Source organism: Enterococcus sp. PLH-Efm8, assembly GCF_053011625.1.
This window is the reverse complement of sequence record NZ_CP172568.1, coordinates 1099825-1125123: the sequence shown is the minus strand read 5'-3', so window position 1 is coordinate 1125123 and position 25299 is coordinate 1099825. Positions and strand designations below refer to the sequence as shown.

Annotated in this window: 23 protein-coding genes and 1 riboswitch; of the genes, 4 read left to right on the top strand and 19 right to left on the bottom strand. The window is 37.7% G+C overall.

Annotation, left to right across the window (positions count from 1 at the left end):
• Positions 1-35: 35 nt before the first annotated feature.
• The 8 genes from ACIFUW_RS05610 to ACIFUW_RS05575 all read right to left on the bottom strand — a co-directional run bounded on the left by ACIFUW_RS05610 (position 36) and on the right by ACIFUW_RS05575 (position 8000).
• Complete coding sequence (locus ACIFUW_RS05610) at positions 36-758, bottom strand: TatD family hydrolase (RefSeq protein WP_002297012.1); 723 nt, start codon at positions 756-758, stop codon at positions 36-38.
• Positions 748-1485 carry an ABC transporter ATP-binding protein gene (locus ACIFUW_RS05605; RefSeq protein WP_002297010.1) on the bottom strand — a complete coding sequence of 246 codons (738 nt, stop codon included), beginning with the start codon at positions 1483-1485 and terminating at the stop codon, positions 748-750. The genes ACIFUW_RS05610 and ACIFUW_RS05605 overlap by 11 nt, the downstream gene beginning before the upstream one ends.
• A gap of 11 nt (positions 1486-1496) precedes the next feature.
• Entirely contained in the window at positions 1497-2489 is a 993-nt protein-coding gene (locus tag ACIFUW_RS05600) for an ABC transporter substrate-binding protein (protein WP_002297008.1), read from the bottom strand.
• Between the two features lie 14 nt (positions 2490-2503).
• Positions 2504-3247, bottom strand: a complete 744-nt coding sequence (locus tag ACIFUW_RS05595; RefSeq protein WP_002297003.1) for an ABC transporter permease — start codon at positions 3245-3247, stop codon at positions 2504-2506.
• 73 nt (positions 3248-3320) lie between these two features.
• Positions 3321-3425: riboswitch (TPP riboswitch) on the bottom strand.
• A 62-nt stretch (positions 3426-3487) separates the two neighbouring features.
• Entirely contained in the window at positions 3488-4810 is a 1323-nt protein-coding gene (locus ACIFUW_RS05590; RefSeq protein ID WP_002289757.1) for a dihydrolipoyl dehydrogenase family protein, read from the bottom strand.
• Positions 4797-5762, bottom strand: a complete 966-nt coding sequence (locus ACIFUW_RS05585; RefSeq protein WP_002289763.1) for an ABC transporter ATP-binding protein — start codon at positions 5760-5762, stop codon at positions 4797-4799. Before ACIFUW_RS05585 ends, ACIFUW_RS05590 begins: the two co-directional genes overlap by 14 nt.
• Complete coding sequence (locus ACIFUW_RS05580; protein WP_169040322.1) at positions 5759-7297, bottom strand: ABC transporter permease/substrate-binding protein; 1539 nt, start codon at positions 7295-7297, stop codon at positions 5759-5761. The genes ACIFUW_RS05585 and ACIFUW_RS05580 overlap by 4 nt, the downstream gene beginning before the upstream one ends.
• Positions 7298-7712: 415 nt before the next feature.
• The gene (locus ACIFUW_RS05575) at positions 7713-8000 is read right to left on the bottom strand and encodes a hypothetical protein (RefSeq protein WP_002289767.1); all 288 of its coding nucleotides are present in this window, start codon (positions 7998-8000) and stop codon (positions 7713-7715) included.
• Positions 8001-8133: 133 nt separating this feature from the next.
• Here ACIFUW_RS05575 and ACIFUW_RS05570 point away from each other — a divergent pair, with 133 nt between their 5' ends.
• Entirely contained in the window at positions 8134-8802 is a 669-nt protein-coding gene (locus ACIFUW_RS05570) for a YitT family protein (RefSeq protein WP_002297002.1), read from the top strand.
• 290 nt (positions 8803-9092) lie between these two features.
• On the opposite strand, the gene ACIFUW_RS05565 is transcribed toward ACIFUW_RS05570, so the two are convergent.
• Positions 9093-9833: a hypothetical protein gene (locus ACIFUW_RS05565; protein WP_002289257.1), complete on the bottom strand. Its 741-nt coding sequence runs from the start codon at positions 9831-9833 to the stop codon at positions 9093-9095.
• 225 nt (positions 9834-10058) lie between these two features.
• On the opposite strand from ACIFUW_RS05565, the gene ACIFUW_RS05560 reads away from it, so the two are divergent.
• Positions 10059-10967: an IS982-like element ISEfm1 family transposase gene (locus tag ACIFUW_RS05560; RefSeq protein ID WP_002295743.1), complete on the top strand. Its 909-nt coding sequence runs from the start codon at positions 10059-10061 to the stop codon at positions 10965-10967.
• 43 nt (positions 10968-11010) lie between these two features.
• Here the strand turns inward: ACIFUW_RS05560 and ACIFUW_RS05555 are convergent, their stop codons facing one another.
• The 3 genes from ACIFUW_RS05555 to ACIFUW_RS05545 form a co-directional block, all read right to left on the bottom strand.
• Entirely contained in the window at positions 11011-11958 is a 948-nt protein-coding gene (locus ACIFUW_RS05555) for a LacI family DNA-binding transcriptional regulator (protein ID WP_002289258.1), read from the bottom strand.
• 128 nt (positions 11959-12086) lie between these two features.
• Positions 12087-12851 carry an alpha/beta fold hydrolase gene (locus ACIFUW_RS05550; RefSeq protein WP_002289259.1) on the bottom strand — a complete coding sequence of 255 codons (765 nt, stop codon included), beginning with the start codon at positions 12849-12851 and terminating at the stop codon, positions 12087-12089.
• Positions 12852-12854: 3 nt separating this feature from the next.
• Positions 12855-13244, bottom strand: coding sequence for a hypothetical protein (locus tag ACIFUW_RS05545; RefSeq protein ID WP_002297001.1), 390 nt, complete (start codon positions 13242-13244; stop codon positions 12855-12857).
• A 134-nt stretch (positions 13245-13378) separates the two neighbouring features.
• Between ACIFUW_RS05545 and ACIFUW_RS05540 the strand changes: the two genes are divergently transcribed.
• Positions 13379-13921: a DUF2179 domain-containing protein gene (locus ACIFUW_RS05540; protein ID WP_002289260.1), complete on the top strand. Its 543-nt coding sequence runs from the start codon at positions 13379-13381 to the stop codon at positions 13919-13921.
• 147 nt (positions 13922-14068) lie between these two features.
• A complete protein-coding gene (locus ACIFUW_RS05535; protein ID WP_002289266.1) occupies positions 14069-14701 on the top strand; it encodes a hypothetical protein in 633 nt (210 codons plus the stop codon).
• Between the two features lie 133 nt (positions 14702-14834).
• On the opposite strand, the gene ACIFUW_RS05530 is transcribed toward ACIFUW_RS05535, so the two are convergent.
• The 7 genes from ACIFUW_RS05530 to parE all read right to left on the bottom strand — a co-directional run bounded on the left by ACIFUW_RS05530 (position 14835) and on the right by parE (position 25200).
• Positions 14835-14960, bottom strand: a complete 126-nt coding sequence (locus ACIFUW_RS05530) for a GNAT family protein (protein ID WP_002296999.1) — start codon at positions 14958-14960, stop codon at positions 14835-14837.
• A 133-nt stretch (positions 14961-15093) separates the two neighbouring features.
• The gene (locus ACIFUW_RS05525; protein WP_002289262.1) at positions 15094-15987 is read right to left on the bottom strand and encodes a DUF1803 domain-containing protein; all 894 of its coding nucleotides are present in this window, start codon (positions 15985-15987) and stop codon (positions 15094-15096) included.
• Positions 15988-16168: 181 nt separating this feature from the next.
• Positions 16169-17095 carry a manganese-dependent inorganic pyrophosphatase gene (locus ACIFUW_RS05520; RefSeq protein WP_002289263.1) on the bottom strand — a complete coding sequence of 309 codons (927 nt, stop codon included), beginning with the start codon at positions 17093-17095 and terminating at the stop codon, positions 16169-16171.
• Between the two features lie 84 nt (positions 17096-17179).
• The gene (pflA, locus tag ACIFUW_RS05515) at positions 17180-17941 is read right to left on the bottom strand and encodes a pyruvate formate-lyase-activating protein (RefSeq protein ID WP_002289264.1); all 762 of its coding nucleotides are present in this window, start codon (positions 17939-17941) and stop codon (positions 17180-17182) included.
• 243 nt (positions 17942-18184) lie between these two features.
• Complete coding sequence (gene pflB / locus ACIFUW_RS05510) at positions 18185-20416, bottom strand: formate C-acetyltransferase (protein WP_002289265.1); 2232 nt, start codon at positions 20414-20416, stop codon at positions 18185-18187.
• A gap of 276 nt (positions 20417-20692) precedes the next feature.
• Complete coding sequence (parC, locus tag ACIFUW_RS05505; protein ID WP_002320956.1) at positions 20693-23143, bottom strand: DNA topoisomerase IV subunit A; 2451 nt, start codon at positions 23141-23143, stop codon at positions 20693-20695.
• Between the two features lie 11 nt (positions 23144-23154).
• Positions 23155-25200 carry a DNA topoisomerase IV subunit B gene (gene parE, locus ACIFUW_RS05500; RefSeq protein WP_002303746.1) on the bottom strand — a complete coding sequence of 682 codons (2046 nt, stop codon included), beginning with the start codon at positions 25198-25200 and terminating at the stop codon, positions 23155-23157.
• Positions 25201-25299: the final 99 nt, after the last annotated feature.

Sequence of the window (25299 nt, the reverse complement as noted above, 5' to 3'; positions counted from 1 at the left end):
AAGAGGTGCGACACTAGTTGTGTCACATCTCTTTTTTATTTACCTAATCTAATGAAACGTTCCAAGTTTTGATAAGTATTTTTTTTAACTTCTTCAACTGATAGCTCTTTGATCTCAGCGATTGTCTTTAACTGTTCTTCAAGCAGTGAGACATAATCTTTTTCTGAAAAAATCCCCCCTAAAGCCCACTCTGCTGCATGTAGTCCATCCGTTTCAATAAGTAAGTGGTCGATTGGGACTGCTTTAGCTAGTTGCCAGACTGCTGGATTCTTTTTCAAATCAAGACCAATGCTGAAATAACAGCCTAAATCAATATAGTCTTGTTGATAGTCCAAAGAAGAATACCAATGGATCAAATAGTGATTAGGGTAAGCTTGGATATAATTTAAGATCTCTTTTTCGCATCCTTTTGTGTGCAGTACAACAGGTTTCTCATTTATGGCTGCAAAAGCAAGCTGTCGCTCAAATACTTTTTTTTGTGTAGTCATCGGTACATTCGTCCAAATATTATCTAACCCTATTTCACCGATGATCCTTGCTTTTTTCAAAAAAGGCTCAACTTGTTCAAACGTATAGCTATCTGCTTTCCAAGGATGGATACCGTAACTTAAGGCTTGAGTCTTACTTGCTGCAAGCTGTCTGTTTTCCTTCCATTCTTCTGGCGAATCACAATTGATGATCGTCAAAATCGTGTGTTCCTGCTGAAGGAGTGCTAAACTCTGACTCCCATCTAAATGACAATGAGCATCACTTAACATCTAATTCACCTGCCAATAACTGATAAATCGTTTGCTTCAACTCTGATTGCTGCAGTAGCCATTCACGTGACCGTCGTTTTTCAGGCACTTGAATCTCAGCAATCACATGTGCCGGACGGGCGGAAAGCACAAGAATCCTGTCTGATAAATAAATTGCTTCTTCGATATCATGCGTCACAAGTAAAGTAGTCCGCTTTGCTTTTTTAGGCAGCTTCAACATCCAGTCTTGCATCTGCCCTCTGGTCATAGCATCTAACGCTCCAAATGGTTCATCAAGAAGCAAGTAAGAAGAAGGATTCATGATTGTTCGTAACAAGGCCGTTCGCTGCTTCATCCCGCCAGATAATTGTTCCGGCAAAAAATGTTCATAGCCGTTTAACCCAAAGATATCCAGATAATCCCTTACTTGTTCTTCATTGATTGTTAGATGATTGATTTTTTGATATAACGTAACGTTTTGATAGACGCTCAGCCAAGGAAGTAACATATCTTCTTGCGGCATATAACTAAATGCTGTATGGAGACCAGTTACTTTTTGATCGTCTACTTTGATCGTTCCAGAAGTCATAGGCTGGACTCCTGTTAAAGTTTTCAGCAATGTTGACTTACCGGCTCCGCTTGGCGCGACAATCGATGTAAAGGTATCTTTAGGGATAGTGAAATGGATGTCTTCTAATATTTTCAGGTTTTCAATGACTACATTCAAGTGGCTGATTTGGATTGACATATCTATCACTCCTATTTTATAAACTGATTAGTGAATAGTTCTTGCGAAGGTACATCTTGCTTGATCAATCCGTTTTCCTGCATAAAAGCTGTATAATTGCGCCAAACTTTTTCTTCCATCAATCCCCAATTCTCAGGATCATCCGTATAATTTTTTGACAAGAATGCTTGTGATTCTTCTAAAAACGTCCGATCATTTTCTTTTGCATATTTTTGCAACAGTTTAGCACTGTCATTTGGATCCTTAATAGCTTCCTGATAGCCTTTTTTCGTGGCATCCATAAAAGACTGTACCAATTCTGGATCACTTTTGATCAGTTGATCATTCGTAATAATTACCGGAGTATAGTAATCTAACCGTTCATCTAATTCTTTCAATGGGATATAGTTTAGTTCAATACCCGCTTCTTTTGCTTTGATCATATCCCAACCTTCAAAGTACCATTGGATATCTGAGGATTTTCCTAAGCTTTCTGGCCCTTCTCCATTGCTTCCTACCATTGTCAGTTTTGAAAAGTCCCCGCCGTCTTTTTCCATCACAGCTTTTAAGACAGCTTCTTCACTTGGACTTTGCCAACCTGCATATGTTTTTCCTTCAAAATCTTTTGGTGAATGGATGTTACTGTCTGATAGGGTGGCGAATCCAGAAGTATTATGTTTGATCACTGTAGCAATTGCTTTGACTGGTATATTCTGTCCATCTGCGTGAGCATAAGTGACATCTTCTTGATAACTTACACCAAATTGTGCTTTGTCCGCACCTACTAGACCAATACTTGTCGAATTATCTCCTGGTTCGATGATTTGGACATTTAAACCAGCCTCTTTATAATAGCCTTTTTCTTTTGCTAGGTAGATGCCAGTATGATTAGTATTCGGTACATAATCCAAAACAAGTGTCACTTTTTTCAAATCCTTTATTTCTTGTTTGCTACTTGTTTCTTTTGCAGTGCCACAAGCGGATAAAAGCAACAGTAGCGGTAATAAAAGCCATAATTTTTTCATTTGATCCCCTTCTCTTAAAAAATATAAAGCATACGATAATACCCTTTTTTCAATAATGAACAAGCGCCATTCAGCAATAAACTCAATAGAATGACACAAATGATCGCAGCAAAAACTTTATCGATCTGGTAGCTGTTTTTTACGCGTATCATGTAATACCCTAAGCCTGCTTGAGCGCTTAGCCATTCTCCAACGACTGCTCCGCTGACACAATAAGTAGCAGCCACTTTTAAACCGGAAAAGAAGCCGGATAAACCCGCTGGTATTTTATATATTCGATAAATCTTCCCTGTATCTGCCCCCATCGTTTTCAAAAAGATGATTTGCTCTTTTGATACTTTCCTCAATGTATCCGAAAAAGAAACTACGATCGGAAAATAGCTTATCAAGACAACAAGGATCACTTTTGGAAGCATACCGAAACCAAACCATAGGGTAAGTAATGGCCCTAACACCATGATTGGCAACATTTGTGAAATCACTAGTAACGGATAAAAAGACATTTCTAAAAACTTCCAATAATCCATTGCCAAGGCAGTAATAAAAGAAAGAACGCTAGCTATTACCAAACCAAGCACTGCTTCATTTAATGTCGTGACAGAATGGGAAAGTAATACTTGTGCATCTGCCGCTAATGCAGAAAATACAGCAGCAGGTCCGGGTAAAATAAAGGCAGGTATTTTCCAAACTATGACAACAATCTGCCAAATAATTAAAATGAATGCCATACTGACTGCTGGATAAAGATTTTTCTTCATTTTGTTACCTCCTTTCTTCTAATATGAATAACAAAAAACGCTTGAAATGGGCACGACATAGTAACCCGCTTCAAGCGTCTGCTATGTTTCTCCCTTCACCAGTATTAACTGACAGGTTCAATGGGTCTAAGTTCACAACTTACTCTCATGTCGTCTACGACATCCCCAGAAACAGGTATTCATTTTTTAAAGTGTAGCACAAGAAGGAAAAAGCAACAAGCGCTTTAGTTATCATGCTGATTATTTCAATAAATAGGAGAGATCACTTGCCAATGTCGGATACCCCATGATATAGCTATCCAACTCTTTTTTAGTCAATTTTTGATTGATGACGAGTGTCAAATCATCGATCAATTCGTCTGCTTGCTCGCTAATCACTGCAGCACCAATCAAATAATTTTGCTGGTCAAAGGTCAATTCAGCCTTAGCAACTGGTTCATTGACACGATGATAGGTGAACCAACTGGTAAGATCCATCTCTACCACTTGATCTGACGAAGAGGCGTGACTTTTTGTAACTCCTACTTCAGCAAGTTTAGGACTGGCGTAGACGATCGTAGGTATAATCGGATATTTGATAGGTTCGCTTGTTGCATCCGTTATCCGCTTAGCTACATAATTTCCTTCAAAAGTGGCGACTGGTGTCAATTTTGGGGTTTTCCTTGAAACAATATCTCCACACGCAAAAATTTTTGGATTGCTCGTTTGCAGATAATCATTGACTGCAATTCCGTGTTTATCAAAGACGATATTCGCTTGCTCAAGTGCTAAAGATTCTGTATTCGGCTGTCTCCCAGTCGCACAAAAAATCATATCTGCTACTAATTCCGTCTCTTTTCCGACTAAACGATAGCGAGTACCTTCTGAAATGATCTTTTGGGTTTCAACACCAAAAGCAAACTGAATGCCAGATGCTTCCATTTGATGGACGGCTTCCTCTACCAAAGACGCCTCAAATTCTTTTAATGGCCGTTGATTATGATGGACAATGGTTACTTTGCTCCCTGCAGCATTGGCAATCGTAGCTAGCTCAAAAGCAATATAACCACCACCGATAAAAATGATTTCTTTAGGCAGTACAGGCAATGATAAAAAGTCTGCACTAGTTTTCAAGTATTCCTTTCCCTCCACTGGTAAGATCGTAGGTCTTTGCCCGGTTGCCAAAACTAAGTAATCCGCATGGAAGACTTCTTCGTTGACTTCAATAGATGAATCATCCAAAAAACGAGCGGTTCCTGAAAGATGATCGATTTCAGCTTCTGCTAATTGTTTTTTTCGGCTTTCTGGGACTGGATCCGTAAATGTTCGTTTGAATTTTTGAAGTTCTTCCCAGTTGGCAGTTGGGATCTCGTTAAAACCTTTTCCACTCAATTGTTTTACCCGATTACGTGCCTCTACTGCACTTAACAAGACTTTTTTAGGATCACATCCACGGTTAGGACAAGTCCCGCCCCATAGATCTTCTTCGACCACTAGTACTGTTTTACCTGCTTCTTTCAATCCATAAGCAGCACTTAAGCCGCTCACACCTGAACCGATGATGATTGCATCATATGTTTTCATTTCCTTCCTCCTCTCGACTTAAAAAAGCAAAGATTTCTTTACTTGTCAGCGACCCAATACTTCTTTGCTTTTCTACTATCACAATGCTTGGATACACCGAAAGAAGCGAATATACTTCTTTCATAGGCGTATCAAAGCAAACTTGTTGACGAGCATTTTCTGGTATTTCATTTAAGAAATATCCATTGACGACTAAATCTTCTACTCGCCACTCTTTCGTCTGTTTCGGTTCATCAAAGAAATGCCGAACGTAGTCGTTTTTAGGATTCATCAATAACTGCTCTGGTGTGTCACATTGGATAATTTCTCCATCCTTCATAAATGCAATACGATCACCTAGCTTGATTGCTTCTTCCATATTGTGCGTAACGAAAACGATGGTCGTGCCCAATTCTTCGTGTAAGGACAAAACCAATTCTTGTAATGAGTTTCTTGAAATCGGATCTAATGCGCTAAATGGCTCGTCCATCAAAATCACATCTGGGCTTGCAGCAATAGCTCGGATGATCCCGATCCGTTGCTGTTCTCCTCCAGACAACTCTCTAGGCATACGATCTCGATAAATATCAGGAGATAAGCCAACTTTTTGAAGAAGTTCATCTACACGGTCTGCTCTTTTCTGCTTTTCCCAACCTAACATTTCAGGGATGACTTCAATATTTTGCTTGACTGTCATGGTCGGGAACAAAGCGATTTGCTGCAGCACATATCCCATATTCCACCGCATTTTCTGCAGATTATATTCATTTAACGATTTTCCTTTGAAGTAGATGTCTCCTGCTGATGGTTTAGATAATCCATTGATCATTTTCAAAGTAGTTGTTTTTCCACTACCGGAAGGACCAACCAAAACAAAGATTTCTCCTTTTTTGATTGCCAGATTTAGGTCATCGATGACATACTTTCCATCATACTTTTTTTGCACATGTTTGAACTCGATTAATTTAGTCACTGATCTTCCTCCTTTACTAATCCTTCATTTTTCAGGAAGATTCGTGCTACTTCTGTCGGCTTTTTCTTTTCGACATTGACTTGGTAATTCATATCAATCATTTGATCCTCTGTTATTTTTCCGCTTAATTTATTCAGTGCTTTAACGATTTCAGGATGTTCTTTAGCAAAATCTTTTTTCATCAGCGGTGCGCCTTGATAAGCTGGGAATAACCCTCGATCATCTTCTAGAGTCACTAGATCGTACTCCTTGAGCTGGCTATCTGTGGAATAGGCATCCACAATATTGACATCTCCATTATTGATTGCTTGGTAACGCAAACTTGGCTCCATGCTTTGTACACTTGAAAAATTCAAGCCATATGCTTCTTGGATTCCTTTATATCCATCTGAACGATCAATAAATTCCAGTGTGAATCCCGCTTTGATCTGATCAGAGATAGCTGCCAAATCGGAAATCTTTTTAAGTTGATGTTCGTTCGCAAAAGATCTCTTGACTGCCAAGGCATACGTATTTTGGTAAGCCATTGGTTTTAATAATGTCATATCGAATTGCTTATTCAATAATTCTTCTGCTTCGTCATATGTTTTTTCTTTTGTCAAATCAGCACTTTTCATTGCTTCAGGTACCTTCACCAAGCTTTCTAGGACAGTACTTGTGAACTCAGGATAGATATCGATTTGACCTTGATCCAGTGCATTGAACAAAAAACTCGTCTTGCCAAAATTCGGTTTTAATTCAACTTCTGTTTTTGTGTTGTCTTCAATCAATTCTTTATACATTTGGATCAGGATTTCAGGTTCCGCTCCTAATTTTCCAGCAATCGTGATGGTTTCATTTTTAAACAAGGCAGACTGATATAAAGAAACGCCGCCAAATAAACACACCACTGCTGCTAAAGTAATGATGGAATATCGAGGTTTCTTATGCTGCAACCAGCGAATCAGTCCGCTGAATATAATTGCAAGCAAGGCAGAACTGATCGCACCAATCAATGTCAAAACAGGTGTATTTCGGTCAATACCTAACAAAATAAATGTCCCTAATCCACCTGCTCCGATCAATGCTGCCAAAGTAGCCGTACCGATGATTAAAACTAAGGCAGTTCGGATACCTGAGATAATGACAGGTAATGCGATGGGAAGCTCTACTTTCAGCAAGCGTCTCATTCTGGACATACCAAATGCTACCGCTGCTTCTTCAATAGACGGGTCAATTTCAGCTAGACCAATATACGTGTTTTGGAAAATCGGAAGCAAAGCGTAAATAACAAGTGCAATCAATGCTGGAACAGTTCCGATCCCTACAAATGGGATAAGTAAACCTAATAAGGCAAGTGAAGGAATCGTTTGGAGCACACCCGTGATCTGCAATAAGACTTCTGCCATTTTTTTATGATTGGCTGCCCAAATCGCTAAAGGAATAGCAATCAGTGCTGCAATCAGCAAAGAAATGAGAGAAATGGACAGATGTTGAAATGCAGCTTCCAGCAACTCGCCTTTTCTTTCACTTAATGTTTGTATAAAATTATTCATGCGACCTTCCTTTCTGTTATTCTTTAAGTATAAACATTTCTTTCCTTTTTCCCAACTAACTTGTCTTGCCTTAACCTTACAGCACGAACAAAAAAAAGAAAAAAATACCTCTAAATATGCTGACAAAAAAAGAATCCAAGCAACAAAGTCGGATCAACTTTTTGGTTCTCGTTTTTTCACTACGAATACCATAAAAATCTATACGAAATTGTCACTTGGAATCAGCTATATCTTTTTTACACACACAACTTTTATTTTAATAAAAAGAAACAGCCAATAAAGTAGAAATCTCGTGGGGGAGAACACCTTTATTGGCCTGTTCAACGAATATTATACTGTATCATGACACTTTTTTGCCAAAAATGTAAAAAATGGTTGTTTTGACATCATAAACGTCTTGTTTTCTTATTTTTACTTATATCACCACTTTATTTTCTATCTCTTTCACTCCATAAAGAGGAATGAGTTCTTCTTTTGACTGATAATAAACAGCTTTCTCACGGTTCTTCATCAAAAAAAGAAAGATGTCTTTCATAGCAAGTGGTGCTTTGCCGTGTTCAAATAAAAAGATAAATTGATTTGCTTTATTTATCTGGACCATTGTCACAGGCACCAGTTTTTGTTCTTGAGCCAAAAAAACTCCTTGATACTCTGTTTTTTTGGGTGATTTTGTAAGAATTGTCAATAAGTCTGCTGCTCGCATTTTTCCACTCCTTATTTGATAAATAAAAAGAAACAGCCAAAAATAATTTTTTTTCATTTTCCTCTTGAAGTAAGAGTATAAGTCAGTATAATAAAGAAGTTGCTGAAAATTTTCAAAAGAAAAGAGGCTAGAAATGAAAAAATTAAATTTATTTACAGAATTGTGCGGAATCATTTTAGGCGCAGGAATCTACGGATTAGCTGTGACAGGAATCAATATTCCATCTAAGCTGGCAGATGGTGGGGTTACTGGTATTGCTTTGCTTTTGCATAATCTTTTTGGATTCGCTCCTTCTGTCACTTCACTGCTTTTTAATTTACCTTTATTGCTTATCTCATTGTTTCTTTTTGGAAAACACGCTTTTCTCCGGACGATCGTCGGAACATTTGCGCTAGTTTTCTTTTTACATTTATGGGAGAGCCTTCATATACATTTTGCTGTAGATAGTCTACTGATCAATAGTTTGATGACAGGTATTCTTTCTGGCATTGGTTGCGGTCTCGTCTTTCGATTCGGCGGAAGCACAGGCGGAACAGATATCATTTATCAAGCCATTGAAAAATATTTTCATATTAAGATTGGCAAAAGTCTTTTCTTGATTACTTTTGGTATTTTAGTTGTCTCCTTGCTTTATTTGGATCTCACACATTTTCTGTATACATTACTTAGCTGTTCTATTCTATCTTATACATTGAATAAAGTGAAGTATCTGGAAATTGGATCTGTTTTGCCCCAATTGGAAGCAAAACAGACTACAGAAACATTTGAACCACTTGATCCTCTTGAACAGTTAGAGCACTGATTCTTATTTTTCACTACTTTATTTAATTTACAGAAATATCATTATGTAAACTAAAATGATATTATTCAGTAAAATCTTCTTTATAAAAAAATAAACTATTTTTGCAAACGATCTGCGAAAATAGTTTGTTTTTTTATTTTGCCATTATTTTCTTACTTATTGGGAGAAAAAATTCGCTTAAACTCAAAAAAATTTGAGGATACGATATAAACTTTCGGATAGAGTATAAAATAAGGAAACGCCGCAGCGTTTCCTTTCCAACTGTAGCCGAATATAAATTTGTATATCACTTATTTAAAATAGCTATTTTCTCCCAAAGAGTTTCCTTGATCATCGATCAATCCTTGTAATGAGCGTTCTAAGATACCATGGCTTTTTTTCGATTTTTTTTCTTCTGACTGCTTTGTTTCCTCTAACGTTTTTGTTCGATTGAATGTTCGTACAGACGGCTCACCATTTCTTTTTTCTTGATACGGCGTCGGTTCTGTATCGAACAACAGATAAGAGTCATCCGTTTTTTTCATCGATTCGATTAAATGATCCTCAGAAATTTTGCTTTCTCTAGGGTCTGGGATAATCGATGCGGGTACATATTTAGGAACAAAATAAGAACGCTCCCGCACCTTCGTGTCAACAGATGCGTTTCGTGTAGTATGCTTGGACTCTGTCCTTGTTTCACTTTGTCTGACAGAACGAGAGGAATCACCAAAAAGTTTTTTTCGTCCTGTCGATGTGATTTCTGATTGGTAATGGCCGGTATAATCCGGTAATTTTCCTTTATGCTTTTCCAAATTTTCCTTACGCGGAGCTGACTTCAATCCATTTGTTGCACGACGCTTGCGACGGATTTTCTCGGTGTTCGTGTTCGTGAAATGAAATTCTTTCATCTGTTCAAACGGGGACTGATTCTGTTCAGTCAAAAGATCTTCTTGTCCGTCAAATAATACTCGCTTCTTGTCGTTGGTTAATTTTACGCCTAACTCATCATCGTACGCAGGAAAACGGAAATGTTTTCGTCTGATTTCTTTCATTCAAACCATCCTTCTCAAAAATGGAACTTTTCTCAATAATAGCACAGATTCATTGTTTTCAGTAGCAATGCGCTGATTATTTTAAGAAAATAGCGATGAATTTCATAAATATATACCCGTGGTGCTAGTTAATTTTTTCCTAGAGGAAAATGTCTAAACATGTTGGTAAATCAACAAAAAAACGCATATAGTAGTCTCAAAACTCCCAAGAAATGAGGACTACATATGCGTTCATCAAAATATACTGAACATTATACAGATACTTTTATAACATTCAAGGAAATTATGAGAACTGTTTCTAACATATACCACAATTGTGTACCAGATAAGATTAAAAACCGAAGAAATACTGATCAACTGAAGCAACGCGATACAGTGATTATTGCTTGTGTTATATGGGGCATAATTAATGGCTATACTAGCCAAAGAGCCACGTATAGAGCGGTTTGTTCCGTCTTATTTCCTAATGGTGACTTTCCTAGTAGGAGTCGATTCACTCGCTTAAGTTCAAACTTAGCTTACACTATCAAGATTATTCGATACTTTTTCATCAAGAAGCTCACCAAAGGTGAACTAGTCGGAATTATAGATAGTTTTCCTAGTCCATTATGTAAACCAGTTAGAAATAGACAAGCAAAACTATTGAATCAAATAGCCAAAGTTGGCTATAACTCAACAAAAAAATCTTATTTTTATGGTCTTAAAATTCATATGATCGTTACTAAGACTGGCTTTCCGATTACTTACTCAATCACGAATCCAGGTGTCCATGACGTGAAAGTGTTAGAGACTTTATCGGAAGAAGCGAATCTTCCCAATATCCTAGGGGACAAAGGATATATTAGCCATAAAATCCATGAAAAGCTTGCCCTTAAGGGCATTACTATATCCGTTCCGCCACGTAAAAACATGGATAAATCAGAAAAACTAGACCACAGCTTACTTGGAAAACAAAGAAAAACAGTTGAGACTGTTTTTTCTTCCTTAGAAAAATTAGGTTGTCAAAATTTCAACTCACGTTCTGTTAAAGGGCTAGAGAGTAGATTTGAAAGCATATTACTGGCTTACAGTGTTCTATTAAGTCGAGCACAACGACGTTTTGAAGGAACTTTGAGATATTCTTTAGGATATTAAAATTAACTAGCACCACGGGTAAATATATATATAGTAATAAGACTTAATTCGTTGTCTCTCTGATAACTAGTTCAGGAAAAAAACGACGATAACCTTGACTCGCCCCTTTTTCTTCTATTTTTTTTAACAACATTTCTCCACATACTTCACCCATACGTATAATATCTTGCTTGATCGTTGTCAATTTAGGTGAACTGATTTGGTCTAAAAATACCCCATCAAATCCAATCACACCAAATTCTTCGGGCAAGTGTCCTCCAGCATTTATAATCCCTCTTACTGCTCCTAGTGCTAGCCGATCTGAACTACATACAAAACAAGTTTTATCTGTAAAATCTGCCCAGTTTTCTGTCATATATCTTTCTACTTCTGTCGAATGATTTGGAAACCGCAAGATTTTACTAGGAAGATCAACTTCCTTCATCACAGATAAATAACCAGTTTCCCTTGAAATTTCAAAAGGCTCGTCCACTTCGATACCGATATAAATAATCGTTTGATAATCTCTTTCTAAGGCATATTGCGTTGCTTTTGCTGTACCATATTCATTATCGCTGTCTACATAATCATATCCTTCAGAATTTTCCCCAAACAAGACAACTGGTTTTTCCAAACGGTCGATCCAATCGAAGTCTTTTTTTCTGACACCTGTGATGATGTATCCATCACAAGAACCGACGTCGAAGGCATCATTTGTAACTAATTGGAGAGAATAATGCGCTTTACCGATCCGTTTAGCGATTCCCATCAGCAAATTCATGTAATAGGGCTCAGTTGTGTCGATTTCTTCCAGTATAAATAATTTGATGATCTGCGACCGATTCGTGACAAGTGCTTTTGCAGCAATATTTGGACGGTAATCCAGTTCAGCCATTGCTGAGAAAACTAACTCTTTCAATTCGTCAGTCACCTGTTCCGGATGATTGATGACTCGAGAGACCGTCATTTTTGAAACATTGGCACGTTTTGCAACATCTGCTAAAGTGGGCATGCTCTCTTCCTTTCTAACATGTTGTCATTCTTACTATCAATTATACCAAATTTTCCTAACAGAGTTTATTATAGCCCAAAATAAAAAACGGAAAATCCTCTATCGTCATGAGTGATTTTCCGTTTCAATTATTTATACTTTTTTATCAAATTTTTTGCTAAAAAAGTGGAAGCTTCTTCCATTAGTGGTATTTGTACCATATGTCGCTGTGTTTTTGAGGAACGAAAAACAATTTCTTTTCCGTAAGACTTATGCCGATTTTTTTCTACAAATCGTTCCGTTTGTATATAAGGGATTTTTTCGTCAGCTTGTCCATGCCAAAAGAACAGAGGACGTCCAGCTAACTTTTCCGGCTGCAATGACAAATCATAGCTCTTAACCCATGAAATCAAATCAAAATAGTCTTTTGGTACGACATAATTATATTCCGATGCGCGCCTTACGATTTCTTTTCCATATTCCAAAGGTGCAGGGGAACCCATCAAACACACGCCCGCTACTATATGAGGATGTTTAGCCAACAAGGCGCATGTTGTCATTCCCCCCATCGAAACCCCGCCAACTGCAAGCTGATCATGTAGAAGACCTCTTTTTTCTAAATGCTTGATAAGTGTGTCAAATTCAAACAGATTTCCGTAGATACTATCCCAAAATGTATAGGATGGAATAGAAGAAACCGGCTGTTTGCGCTCCCCATGATTCATCGCATCTGGCAGGATCACACGAATGCCCTGCTGCGCAATTTTTCTTCCTTGCGTCAAAACTAACTCCTTACTTGTCTGCCATCCGTGATAATAGATGACAACGGGAATACGTTCCTCTCTTAATTCTTTCAGAACAACTTCTAACACTGGAATATGATGGACAGAACGTTTCAATATAATTGGATTCAATTGTTACTCACCTATTTTCATTAAATTTCCTGATCGCCATAGCAACCATGCTCCAACAGTTGTCTGGAACAGGTTCAGTGTACCAAATAATATAAATGCAGGACTGAATGGCTCGGGAAATAAGCACAGAGAACAAAGTCCCACCACTCCTAATGCTAGCGAAAGGAGTGGATAAATAGAAAAATTCAAAAAACTGGCAACGCTACCGAAAATATTACCAATAAACAGTATCAAAAAGAAAAAAACGCTTAAAATTAAACCATCTGTCAGCGACATCTGAAAAACAATGTTCTCTACCTCAATTGGCTGTTGAATCGAATAGACACCTAAGTATATACTGAGAAGGAGACTTAGCACGTGGCTGGCACAAAACACACGATTGACCGTTTTCATTTTAATCACCTAACCTATCTTTATAATTCTATTATAATCATTTTATCATTTTTTTGTATGTATAAAGTTTCAATTTTTCTTCACTTACGATTTTTTTTGATATTGTTGTTATATAAATGAAAGGAGTTTTACAAATGATTGATCCAAAAATGTTGGGGATGATCTTCCTCATTAATTTTGCTTATATCACTCTGAACACGTTACGTTTCATGTTGACAATGAAAGGCTATCGACTGATTGCTCCACTTGTCAGTATGGTCGAGATCACGATTTATATCGTCGGCTTATCCCTTGTTTTAGATCGTTTAGATAATCCACTGAATTTATTTGTCTATGCGTTAGGTTACGCAGTAGGTATCAGTGTCGGAATTTTGATTGAAGACAAATTGGCATTAGGATACATCATGGTCACAACGATTTTGCCAGCAAATAGCGCAGAAGATAAAAGTTTGCCGGGTATACTGAGAGAACACGGTTATGGTGTGACACAGACTTCTGCAATGGGGCTGGAAGGTGAGCGGCTAGTTCTCGAAATACTTTCTCCTAGAAAAAGCGAACGTGAACTGTATCGCCTGATCAAAGAAATCGAAGAGCGTGCTTTTATCATTTCTTATGAGCCAAAATATATTTCAGGTGGTTTCTGGACTAAAAAAGTGAGAAAACGACAAGGAAAATAACTCACAAACTTAAAAACTGTCTAATATCTAAATTAAATTTTAAATGTTAGACAGTTTTTATTTATTATTTTGATTAAAAAACATCGACATATACTCATCAATTTGTTATTATACTTTATATACTTATCAATTTAATTTGGAGATATTATGGAAATTCAACGTAGAACCACTAATTTTTTACATTTAGGCTCTTTTTTTGCAACTTTGACGATCTTATTTTTTCTATGTTATTCATACCTTAAGACCTCACATGCGCCTTCTAGTGCATTAGGCTGGTTGCTTTTGGATCATTCTGATATCACAGAAGCCGAAGAAAATCCGTTTTTTTTGATTTTGTCTTCTCTTTGCGGCTTACTGTTTTCTGTTTATTTCGGTGCCTATTTTTTTCATCGACATCCTGGTACGTTAAACGAAGCTTCAAGCGTATTGATTGCATTTAAAACGTTTTCTTTTTTAGCAATTCTTTTTTATTCGTTTAATCACAATACGCTTTTCTTCTTTATCATGAATGGTTTAGTCGTGATTTTATCCATTTTTACTTATTTTATTTTTTCACTCATTTTTAGCCAATTGAAATGTCCGCTCTTCTTTCGATTAGTTCCTGTCACCTGTTTTATTTACAGCTTGTTTTCCTTTTTTGTCCTTGCTTTAATGCCACTGACCAACCCTTCGACGATCCAAGTCGCAGGAAATCTGTTGGATATGCTCTTCATCGTCAGTCTAGGTGTATTTATGTGGCAAAGAAAAAACAAACAAAATAAAAAGCATTTTGAAGCCTGACTATTACGACTTCATAAATGCTTTTTTAGTTTTAAACACTTCAATCTAAAAGAATAACCCAAGATTGGATAAATTATTAATGACTCGCCATTCGTTTCTTAGTGATTCTGGATTATCAAATGGACTTCCTAATCTAATCAGCTAGTTCTTCCCATAAAATGCCATACTTGACTGAATCATAATATTGATTATTTAAAAATCTAACTTTTCTTATCACTACTTCCTTTGTCATTCCACATTTCTCACCATTTTTTTGCATTCCTTTGTTTCCAGACCATGTAGTGAATCTAATAGGTGGTAGATAGGCAAAATACTCAAATAATTCTTTTAACCATAAAGGAAGAGAAAGGCTCCTCCTGCAAGAGTCAGTATAATTTTTGCTTACTGCTCTCTTAGGTTTTACTCACTAAAACTGTTCCATATTCTTTGATATAAGAAAATGCATGCGGTATAAATTTCTTGCTCAGCTCAGAAAAGATTTGTCGTTTAAGAAAGGCCATTTCCTCCATTGTCAATGAAGGATCCAATGTTGGTAATTCAATCTCAAAATTGTTTTTTTCGACAATAGGTAATTCTAATGTGAATGATTCTTCTTCCTTTATAGTATTCGTCACAAGTAGAGACTGATGGAAAATACTAGGCCGGCGATTTTTATATTTATTCTTACGTATCCTGTCAACGATAACTTCTATTTGATCAAAAAAGTACGATTCATTTACGTCTCCAATAAGTTCGGCTAATTCTTTGAATGCCTTCGTTACAGGAAGCTGATTCTTCTGTACAAAAAAGTAATTAGCCAAAGTAAGCGGGAAGTGTTCTATAGAGGAAAGTGTGATAAAACGGTACTTCTCATTTCCTGCAGTTGTCCTCAGCAATTCTGTCTCTCGGCTGTTTCTTACTCCATAAAAATACGCTTCTTTCCGTTCATCTTCGAAACAATACGCCCAAATAACTTCTCCCATCGCTAATTTTTGTTCATCAACAGAGAGTCTCTTCAATTGTTCAGCTATGGTTTCAGCAGCCGAAGTGGCTTGTTGCAAGTAATCTTTAGGATCAAATATTGGAAAGTTCAAATGATATCTTCGTTCTTCCCTCTTGATTAATCCTGCATCGATCAATAAATCAAGAAAATGGGAAAATTTATTTTGCGAAAATTCTTTTTTCAATTCTCTTAGAATCGTTTCTTGTTCTCGATGTTCATATAGATAATCGGTCAATGAAGAAAAAAGCGGATCATCGGTCAGTTTTTGATAAAAGTTTTCCTTATTTTTTGAATAATAGTTCATATATGTTCTCTTTTCTATCCGTTTTATTTTACTTAAAAGGCTTTTACGTAAAAAGGAGGAAGAACAAGAGTCATAATTGACTGTTATTCTCCTCCATTTCTTCGGCCTTTAGTATGTTCTATGTTTCTTTTTATATCAATCGCTTATCCATTCATTTTGAATGCTTCATACTACCATTTGATTAGCTAAATACAGCCGTCAATTGAGGTACGACTTGTTTTTTACGTGAAACGACACCTTTAAGCAAAGCACGGTTGTTGGTCAAAGTTGTTTGGAAAGCTTCTTCTACTTTTTCTTTTCCTTTACCAGCAACAAGTAATTCTGAATCACTGTCTAAGATGTTTGTGACAACTAATACGAACAGATCGTAGCCATTTGCTTTCATTTCATCTTCCATTGCTGCTTCTAGCTCTGCTTGTCGATCCATCACTTCATTAAGGTCCACTGTATTGACTTGAGCGATACGAACGTTGGAACTGCCCATTGGGAAACTTTTTGCATCCAAATCAAGAAGAACCGCAGCTGATTTATCACTTAGATTTGTTCCTGCTTTCAACATTTCAAGTCCATAAGTGTTTAGATCGACTTCAGCGATTGCTGCAAGTTCTTTTGCAGCTGCTTCATCTTCAGGCGTACATGTTGGTGATTTGAACAACAATGTATCTGAAATGATAGCTGAGAGCATGATTCCTGCGATTTCTTTAGGAATTGTTACTTGGTTTTCTTTATATAGTTTTAAAATAATCGTACTTGTACATCCAACTGGTTCTGCACGATAGTACAATGGATTAGCTGTTTCAAAGTTTGCAATACGATGGTGGTCTACTACAGCTAAAATATTTACTTCGCTGATATCTGAAATACTTTGTTGGAATTCATTATGATCCACAAGCATGACATCTGCATTTTCTGCTTTAGCTGACTCTACTACTCGTGGTGCAGATAGCTGAAAGTGGTCTAATGCGTATTGTGTTTCTTCATTAGGTGTACCTAGAGCAACTGCTTCTGTTTCTTTACCTAATTCATTTTGCAAGTGTGAAAACGCAATGGCTGCCCCGATTGCATCTGTATCTGGATTTTGGTGACCAAAAACTAAAATTTTTGACATGTCATTCGCTCCTTTGTGATTTCTCCTATTTAATAATAGCAAAAAAACGGAAAGAAGCAATACTTATCTTCTTTCCGATGCGACCTATCGCGTTAAATATTTTGTATACTCTTCTGTATGAAGCAATCGTTTAGCATTTTCGACACGTTCTTTTGTAGGTGGTTCGATCCCTTCTAATGGATATTTCAAACCAAGTGTTTCCCACTTGTATTTTCCCATCGTATGATAAGGAAGAATCTCTACTCTGTCTACATTTGACAAGGTTTGAATAAAGTTGTCTAGTCGGATCAAATATTCATCATAATCACTTCGCTCAGGAACTAGTACATGGCGAATCCAAACCGGTTTGTTGATTTTTGACAAATATTGAGCCATTTCTAAAATATTTTCATTGTCCCAATGCGTTAGTTTTTTATGCTCTTCATTATCGATGTGTTTGATGTCAAATAACAGTAAATCTGTATACTTCATCAATTCTTGAAAACGTGAAAAGAAAGGTTCTTCATACGTAAAAGGTTTTCCGCATGTATCCAATGTAGTATGCATCTTCCGCTCTTTTGCTTTTTTAAATAGTTCGATCAAAAAATCGATCTGCAATAGAGGTTCTCCACCACTAACAGTAATACCACCTTTATCTCCCCAGTAAGGTCTGAAGCGTTCTGCTTTATCTAAAAGTTCATCTGCTGTGTATTCTTTCCCTCCGCCAATATTCCAAGTATCTGGATTGTGACAAAATTGGCAACGCATGCGGCATCCTTGCATAAACACGACAAAGCGCAGTCCAGGTCCGTCTACTGAACCGAAAGTTTCGATAGAATGAACATAGCCGATTGTTTTTTCTTCCATTTAAGTTCACATCTTTTCTTTGATTTCATTTTAAGTACAAGTTAGCTGTCGAAGCGAAGCTTTCTGAACAAAATTTTTCGCAATTGCCGCTTCGTTATGTGTAAAATTTACAGGGACGGAACATACAAGTCCTGCCCCTGTAAATCGTTTCTTTCAAATAAGCATACTGATTATTCGATTTTGATGCGATGGCTATTCAACGTCCTTTCGACGCTAAGTCGAAAAACTTTTTTCACGAACTTTTTACATTCTGTCGTGTGAAGTTCTCATCAAGACATCTAATTGTTGTTCTCTTGTCAAGTCACGGAATTTAACTGCATAACCAGATACCCGGATCGTCAAGTTCGGATATTTCATTGGATTTTCCATTGCATCACGCAATAAATCATTACTGAATACATTGACATTCAAATGATAAGCTCCTTTTGAGAAGTATCCATCTAAGACATTACGCAAGTTTTCGATTCTTGTATCTTGTTCTTTTCCAAGACCTGAAGGATTGATTGTTTGGGTATTTGAAATTCCATCCAATGCACAGCCGTAATTCATTTTAGCTGTTGAGTTCAGGCTAGCTAATAACCCACTTTGTTCCGCATTGTAACTTGGATTTGCTCCTGGCGCAAGTGGTTTTCCAGCTTCACGGCCATCAGGAGTATTTCCTGTATTTTTACCGTAAACAACATTTGAAGTAATCGTCAATAATGAAGTTGTTGGTTTTGAGTTGCGGTAAGTTTTATGACGTTTGATTTGTCCCATGAAGTATTCCAAGATCCATGAAACTAATTCATCTGCACGGTCATCATCATTTCCGTATTTAGGGAAGTCGCCATCCACTTCAAAATCAACTGCTATTCCTTTTTCATTACGGATTGCTTTTACTTTTGCATATTTGATCGCTGACAAGCTGTCTGCCGCATGAGAGATCCCAGCAATACCTGTAGCAAATGTGCGTTGCAAGTCAGAATCCATCAAAGCCAGCTGAGCTGCTTCATAAGAATATTTATCATGCATATAATGAATGATGTTCAACGTATTGACATATAGTTCTGCTAACCAATCCATCATATTCATGAAGTTATGTTTCACTTCTTCAAAGTCTAGTATTTCTGATGTGATTGGACGATATTCTGGTCCAACTTGGGCGCCAGTCACTTCATCGACTCCGCCATTGATGGCATATAATAGTGTTTTAGCCAAGTTAGCACGAGCGCCAAAGAATTGCATGTCTTTTCCGACAACTGTTCCTGATACACAGCAAGCAATCGCACAATCATCAGAACCCCATTGTTCACGAAGCTGATTATCATTTTCGAATTGAATCGAAGAACTTTCGATAGCGATTCTGCTAGCATATGTTCTGAATCCTTCTGGAAGGTGTTCAGAATACAAAACAGTCAAGTTTGGTTCTGGTGAAGGTCCCATATTTGTTAATGTATGAAGCAGACGGAAATCATTCTTTGTAACTAATGAACGACCATCTAATCCCATACCTGCAATGGATAAAGTAGCCCAGATAGGGAATCCTGAGAATAATTGGTTATATTCAGGTGTACGCGCGAATTTGACCATACGTAATTTCATTACTAAGTGGTCGATCAATTCTTGTGCTTCTTTTTCTGTGATTACTCCATTATCCAAATCACGTTGGATATAGATATCAAGGAATGCTGAGATACGTCCGATTGACATCGCAGCACCATTTTGTGATTTGATTGCTGCTAAATATCCGAAGTATAGCCATTGGACAGCTTCTTTTGCATTTGCAGCTGGTTTAGAAATATCATAGCCATATTTCGCAGCCATTTCTTTCATTTGCGCTAATGCACGATATTGTTCAGTGATTTCTTCACGTAAACGAATCACTTCTTCACTCATTGTATGATAACCAGTCATATCATGATCTTTTTTCTTTTGTTCCATCAAATAGTCGATTCCATACAATGCCACACGACGATAGTCACCGATGATACGTCCGCGACCGTAAGCGTCTGGAAGCCCTGTAATGATTTTGTTTTTACGAGCAGCACGCATTTCAGCAGTATAAGCGTCAAATACACCTTGATTATGTGTTTTGCGCCAGTCAGTGAAAATATGTGTCAATTCATCGTTTGGTGTATAGCCATTGCTTTTTAGCGCATTGTTAGCCATATTGATTCCGCCGAACGGCATGAATGCTTGTTTCAAAGGTTTGTCTGTCTGTAGACCGACGATTTTTTCCAAATCTTTATCCAAATAGCCTGCATCGTGTGAAGTAATAGTTGATACGATTTCTGTGTCCATATCATAGACACCGTTACGCTCGAATTGGATATCATTTAACTTTTGCAATTCATCCCATAATTTTTCTGTTGCTTCTGTTGGGCCTTCCAAAAAGCTGTCATCACCGCGATATTCAGTGTAGTTATTTTGAATAAAGTCTCTAGTGTCTACGCCTTCTTTCCATTTGGTACCTTTAAATCCATTCCATTGCTCCATTGTATGGACCTCCTAAATTTCTGTTTTATGTAACAGTTTTTACGTGATTAGTATAACACAGCACCCTATCTTTGCAAGGGTTTTCTTGTTTTTTATTTAACAATTTTTATGTTTTATTTACATATATTTAAATCAACGTTGACATACCAACATTTAAGCATTGTGAACACTTTCATCTTTTTTTGCAAACGTATAAGGATTTATTAAAAATGAATGAAAAAGAGACGCCACCTGTATTAATACAGATGGCGTCTCTTCATTAAAATACTACAACAGTTACGACTCGATGAAAATCTCAGGAGCATCGATAACTTCGATGACTTCTCCACCTTTTTTCTCATCCATCGCAAATGATCCATTCGATGTTCGATCACCTATAGGGAAATCAGTTGGGTCAATCGTTAACTGCTGCCCTTTTTGATTCATCAAGGTTATTTCTTTTGATCTTCCTTCCGACATATAGATAATACGGTGCGGATTTTTTTTCAGCTCACGCATGACCGTCACTCCCCGCTTCGCACGTGAAGTTTGGCTGATTTCTTGAGCAAGCATGCGTTTAACAGCTCCTCGCTGAGTAACGATTACGATCGGCGTATCACCTTCTGCTAACACAAGCAGCCCGTTGATAATCCTATCTCCATCTTTCAAATTCATAGACTTCACTCCAGCTGCCTTTGCTCCAACAACGGGAACATCTGTTAAAGGATAGCGCAAACCCATTCCTTGATGCGTTACTAAGAAAACATCTAAGCCTGGCTGATCTTCTTTCAGATACACAGCAATCAGTTCATCTTCTTCCGCCTTTAGCTTCATACAGCTGAGCGGACGGCTCTTATAGGTGCGCCATGGTTCGAACTCTGTCATTCGTGTTTGCTTGATCAATCCATTCTTGCTGATGAATACAAATGTTTTCTCTGCTTGAATTTTTTGATATGGGAAAACAGCTAAAATCGATTCGTCTACAGACAGATTGGAGATTGTTTGAGAAATGTGCTCACCAGCATCTTTCCATTTCAAATCGGGTAGTTCATGGACAGGGCGGTAGATCACATTTGCTTTATTTGTGATCAGAAGAACATGGTCCAATGTACTCAATTCACCTGAGTATAGCAAGTAGTCGCCTTCTCGCATCCCGATTTCTTCTGGTTTGGAAGCACTATAAGAACGAAGGCTTGTTCGCTTCACATAGCCTTCTCGCGTCACACTGACAATTACGTCTTCTTGTGCCACTAAGACTTGCGTATCAATTTTGATTTCTTCGATTTCGTCTTCGATTGTCGTTAGACGAGCGGAAGAATAATTTTTTTTCACTTCTCGCAATTCTTTTTTCATAACAGAGAAAAGCTCTTTGTCATTTGAAAGGATTTTATTCAACTCTGTGATTTGCGCAATCAAGCTTTCGGATTCCTTTTGAAGCTCTGTGATATCCGTGTTCGTCAAACGGTATAATTGCAATGTGACAATTGCTTCTGCTTGTTCTTCTGTAAATTGAAAGACGTCGACTAAATTCTTTTTGGCGTCTTTTTTGTCTTTACTTTCACGAATCGTTGCGATTACTTCATCCAGAATCGATAAAGCTTTCATCAATCCTTCTACGATATGCTGTCTTTTTTGAGCTTTGGCTAAATCGAATTGACTACGTTTTGTTATGACTTGCTTTCGATGCTCGATATAACTTCTTAAAATGTCTTTCAGTCCAACTTGATGCGGAGTCATATGGTCGATAGCGACCATATTGAAATTGTAATTGATCTGTAGCTCAGTGTTTTTGAACAAATAATTCAAAATTCCTTGAGCATTGGCGTCTTTTTTCAATTCGACGACAATTTGCAGACCTGTTCTATCACTTTCATCTCGTACTTCAGCTATTCCATCGATTTTCTTATTCAAACGGATCTCATCCATTTTTTTCACCAAGGTCGCTTTATTTACTTCATATGGGATTTCTGTGATCACGATTTGCTGTTTATTACCCTTCATTGCCTCTATCTTTGTTTTCGAACGAAGAATAACTTTTCCTCGTCCTGTTTCATAAGCTTTTTTGATTTCATCTTTTCCTTGCAAGATCCCTCCTGTTGGAAAGTCAGGTCCAGGAATATATTCCATCAATTTTTCAAGGCTCGCTTGTGGATGATCGATCATATAGATTGTGCCATCGATCACTTCAGCTAAGTTATGAGTCGGGATTTCTGTTGCATATCCAGCAGATATACCTGTCGATCCATTGACGAGAAGGTTTGGGTATCGAGCTGGAAGGACTGTTGGTTCTTTTTCTGTATCATCAAAATTCCACACGAGATCGACTGTTTCTTTCTCGATATCTGCTAGCATCTCTCCACTTAACTTGGATAATCTGGCTTCAGTATAACGCATCGCAGCAGGTGGATCACCGTCCATACTCCCGTTATTCCCGTGCATTTCGATCAGTACTTCCCGCAACTTCCAGTCTTGGCTCATGCGGACCATCGCTTCATAAATACTGATGTCACCATGAGGATGATAATTCCCCATGATATTTCCGACAGATTTTGCTGATTTACGGAATCCTTTGTCATACGTATTGCCATCTTTGTTCATGGCAAATAATATCCGGCGTTGCACTGGCTTCAATCCATCACGGATATCAGGCAGTGCACGTTCTTGGATAATATATTTGGAATAACGTCCGAAGCGGTCACCCATCACTTCTTCTAAAGTTAATTCTTGTACTTCTTGTCGATTTTCCATCAGGTGACCTCCTATTCTACTTCAAATAACTGATTGTTTTCATTTTTATCTGCTCGTTCTTCATCTAATAAATCATTAGAAACTGAAGGAGAGATTTCAGTATCCTCTTTTTTATCTAAGATACTGCCATCTTCTTCGAGCGTAAATTGCACGTGATTTTCGATCCATTTTCTTCGAGGTTCTACTTTGTCACCCATCAGTGTGGTTACTCGACGTTCAGCTTGCGCAGCATCATCGATACGGACGCGGATCAACGTACGGGAAGTCGGATCCATCGTTGTTTCCCACAATTGTTCCGCATTCATCTCTCCAAGTCCTTTATATCGCTGCAGCATATATCCTTTGCCGACTTTTTTAATCATTGCTGCCAATTCGTCATCTGTCCACGCATATTCAATGACTTGCTTCTTTCCTTGTCCTTTGGATACTTTATATAAAGGCGGTAACGCGATATATACTTTCCCAGCTTCAATCAGCGGTTTCATATAACGATAAAAGAAAGTAAGCAGTAATACTTGAATATGGGCGCCGTCTGTATCCGCATCGGTCATGATGATTACTTTGTCGTAATTACAGTCTTCGATAGAAAACTCAGGACCGACTCCTGCACCAATCGTATAGATCATCGTATTGATTTCTTCATTTTTCAAGATATCTTGCATTTTAGCTTTTTCGGTATTGATGACTTTTCCTCGTAAAGGTAGAATTGCTTGGAACTTTCTGTCTCTTCCTTGTTTAGCAGATCCGCCAGCAGAATCCCCTTCGACTAAATACAATTCATTTTTCTTAGGGTTTCGGGATTGTGCGGGTGTCAATTTTCCTGAAAGAAGAGATTCGCCTTTTTTACGCTTCTTCCCATTTCGGCTTTCTTCTCTGGCTTTACGTGCTGCTTCTCTCGCTTCTCTGGCTTTGATTGCTTTACGGACCAACATCTGGCTCATTTCGCTATTTTCCTGCAAATAAAAGCCCATTTGTTCACTGATGACGTTATCTACTACGGTACGAGCAACTGGCGTACCAAGTTTTTCTTTTGTTTGCCCTTCAAATTGCAGAAGATTTTCAGGTACACGGATAGAAAGTACAGCAGCTAACCCTTCTCTGAAATCACTACCTTCCAGATTCTTGTCCCGTTCTTTCAGCAAACCAACTTTTCTCGCATATTCATTATAAGATTTCGTCATCGCCGCTTTCATACCAGCTTCATGGGTTCCCCCATCTTTTGTCCGAACGTTATTGACAAAAGATAAAACATTTTCTGAATAACCGTCATTGTATTGATAAGCGACCTCTACTTCGATACCTTCTTTTTCTCCTGAAAAATAAACAACTGGTGTCAATGTATCTTTTTCTTCATTCAGATAATCAACAAATTCTTTGATTCCTTCTTCGTAATGAAAAATTTCCTTGACTGGTTCTTCTCCACGAAGATCAGAAAGAGAGATTTTAACGCCTTTTAGAAGAAAGGCAGATTCTCTTAACCGTTCGGCTAAAATTTCATATGAAAATTTCGTTGTACTGAATATTGTATCATCTGGTAAAAAATGGACAGTCGTCCCGTTTGCTTTTTTTGTTTTTCCTATCTTTTTCAAAGTACCGTCAGGTTTACCGCCGTTTTTAAATTTCTGCTGATACTCTACGCCATCTCTAACGATCGTTACAATTAGCCATTTCGATAAGGCATTTACCACACTGGCTCCTACACCGTGCAGTCCACCAGAAGTTTTGTACCCTCCTTGACCAAACTTTCCGCCAGCATGCAGCACAGTAAAAATCACTTCAACTGTTGGTATTCCGGAAGCATGCATTCCTACAGGCATCCCACGTCCGCTATCTGCAACAGTTATACTATTGTCTTCATGGATGGTCACATCAATCTCACTGCCATAACCTGATAATGCTTCGTCAACTGCATTATCGACGATTTCATAGACTAAATGATGCAAGCCTCGGCTGTCAGTGGATCCAATGTACATCCCTGGTCTTTTTCTAACTGCCTCTAATCCTTCCAATACTTGGATGGACGAGTCATTGTATTCGTTGTTTACTTTTTTTGCCAAGGCAAACGCTCCTTCAATAATACTTTGCGGCAAAACCGCACCACGATTATCATACTAGAAAAGGTCGTGAAAAAAAAGAGGGTAGACGAGAAATCAATT

What these genes read in the sequence shown, in the direction of transcription:
- ACIFUW_RS05610 (WP_002297012.1), bottom strand. Translation starts at nt 758, where the DNA reads ATGTTAAGTGATGCTCATTGTCATTTAGATGGGAGTCAGAGTTTAGCA.
- ACIFUW_RS05605 (WP_002297010.1), bottom strand. Translation starts at nt 1,485, where the DNA reads ATGTCAATCCAAATCAGCCACTTGAATGTAGTCATTGAAAACCTGAAA.
- ACIFUW_RS05600 (WP_002297008.1), bottom strand. Translation starts at nt 2,489, where the DNA reads ATGAAAAAATTATGGCTTTTATTACCGCTACTGTTGCTTTTATCCGCT.
- ACIFUW_RS05595 (WP_002297003.1), bottom strand. Translation starts at nt 3,247, where the DNA reads ATGAAGAAAAATCTTTATCCAGCAGTCAGTATGGCATTCATTTTAATT.
- ACIFUW_RS05590 (WP_002289757.1), bottom strand. Translation starts at nt 4,810, where the DNA reads ATGAAAACATATGATGCAATCATCATCGGTTCAGGTGTGAGCGGCTTA.
- ACIFUW_RS05580 (WP_169040322.1), bottom strand. Translation starts at nt 7,297, where the DNA reads ATGAATAATTTTATACAAACATTAAGTGAAAGAAAAGGCGAGTTGCTG.
- ACIFUW_RS05575 (WP_002289767.1), bottom strand. Translation starts at nt 8,000, where the DNA reads ATGCGAGCAGCAGACTTATTGACAATTCTTACAAAATCACCCAAAAAA.
- ACIFUW_RS05570 (WP_002297002.1), top strand. Translation starts at nt 8,134, where the DNA reads ATGAAAAAATTAAATTTATTTACAGAATTGTGCGGAATCATTTTAGGC.
- ACIFUW_RS05565 (WP_002289257.1), bottom strand. Translation starts at nt 9,833, where the DNA reads ATGAAAGAAATCAGACGAAAACATTTCCGTTTTCCTGCGTACGATGAT.
- ACIFUW_RS05560 (WP_002295743.1), top strand. Translation starts at nt 10,059, where the DNA reads ATGCGTTCATCAAAATATACTGAACATTATACAGATACTTTTATAACA.
- ACIFUW_RS05555 (WP_002289258.1), bottom strand. Translation starts at nt 11,958, where the DNA reads ATGCCCACTTTAGCAGATGTTGCAAAACGTGCCAATGTTTCAAAAATG.
- ACIFUW_RS05545 (WP_002297001.1), bottom strand. Translation starts at nt 13,244, where the DNA reads ATGAAAACGGTCAATCGTGTGTTTTGTGCCAGCCACGTGCTAAGTCTC.
- ACIFUW_RS05540 (WP_002289260.1), top strand. Translation starts at nt 13,379, where the DNA reads ATGATTGATCCAAAAATGTTGGGGATGATCTTCCTCATTAATTTTGCT.
- ACIFUW_RS05535 (WP_002289266.1), top strand. Translation starts at nt 14,069, where the DNA reads ATGGAAATTCAACGTAGAACCACTAATTTTTTACATTTAGGCTCTTTT.
- ACIFUW_RS05530 (WP_002296999.1), bottom strand. Translation starts at nt 14,960, where the DNA reads ATGCAAAAAAATGGTGAGAAATGTGGAATGACAAAGGAAGTAGTGATA.
- ACIFUW_RS05525 (WP_002289262.1), bottom strand. Translation starts at nt 15,987, where the DNA reads ATGAACTATTATTCAAAAAATAAGGAAAACTTTTATCAAAAACTGACC.
- ACIFUW_RS05520 (WP_002289263.1), bottom strand. Translation starts at nt 17,095, where the DNA reads ATGTCAAAAATTTTAGTTTTTGGTCACCAAAATCCAGATACAGATGCA.
- pflA (WP_002289264.1), bottom strand. Translation starts at nt 17,941, where the DNA reads ATGGAAGAAAAAACAATCGGCTATGTTCATTCTATCGAAACTTTCGGT.
- pflB (WP_002289265.1), bottom strand. Translation starts at nt 20,416, where the DNA reads ATGGAGCAATGGAATGGATTTAAAGGTACCAAATGGAAAGAAGGCGTA.
- parC (WP_002320956.1), bottom strand. Translation starts at nt 23,143, where the DNA reads ATGGAAAATCGACAAGAAGTACAAGAATTAACTTTAGAAGAAGTGATG.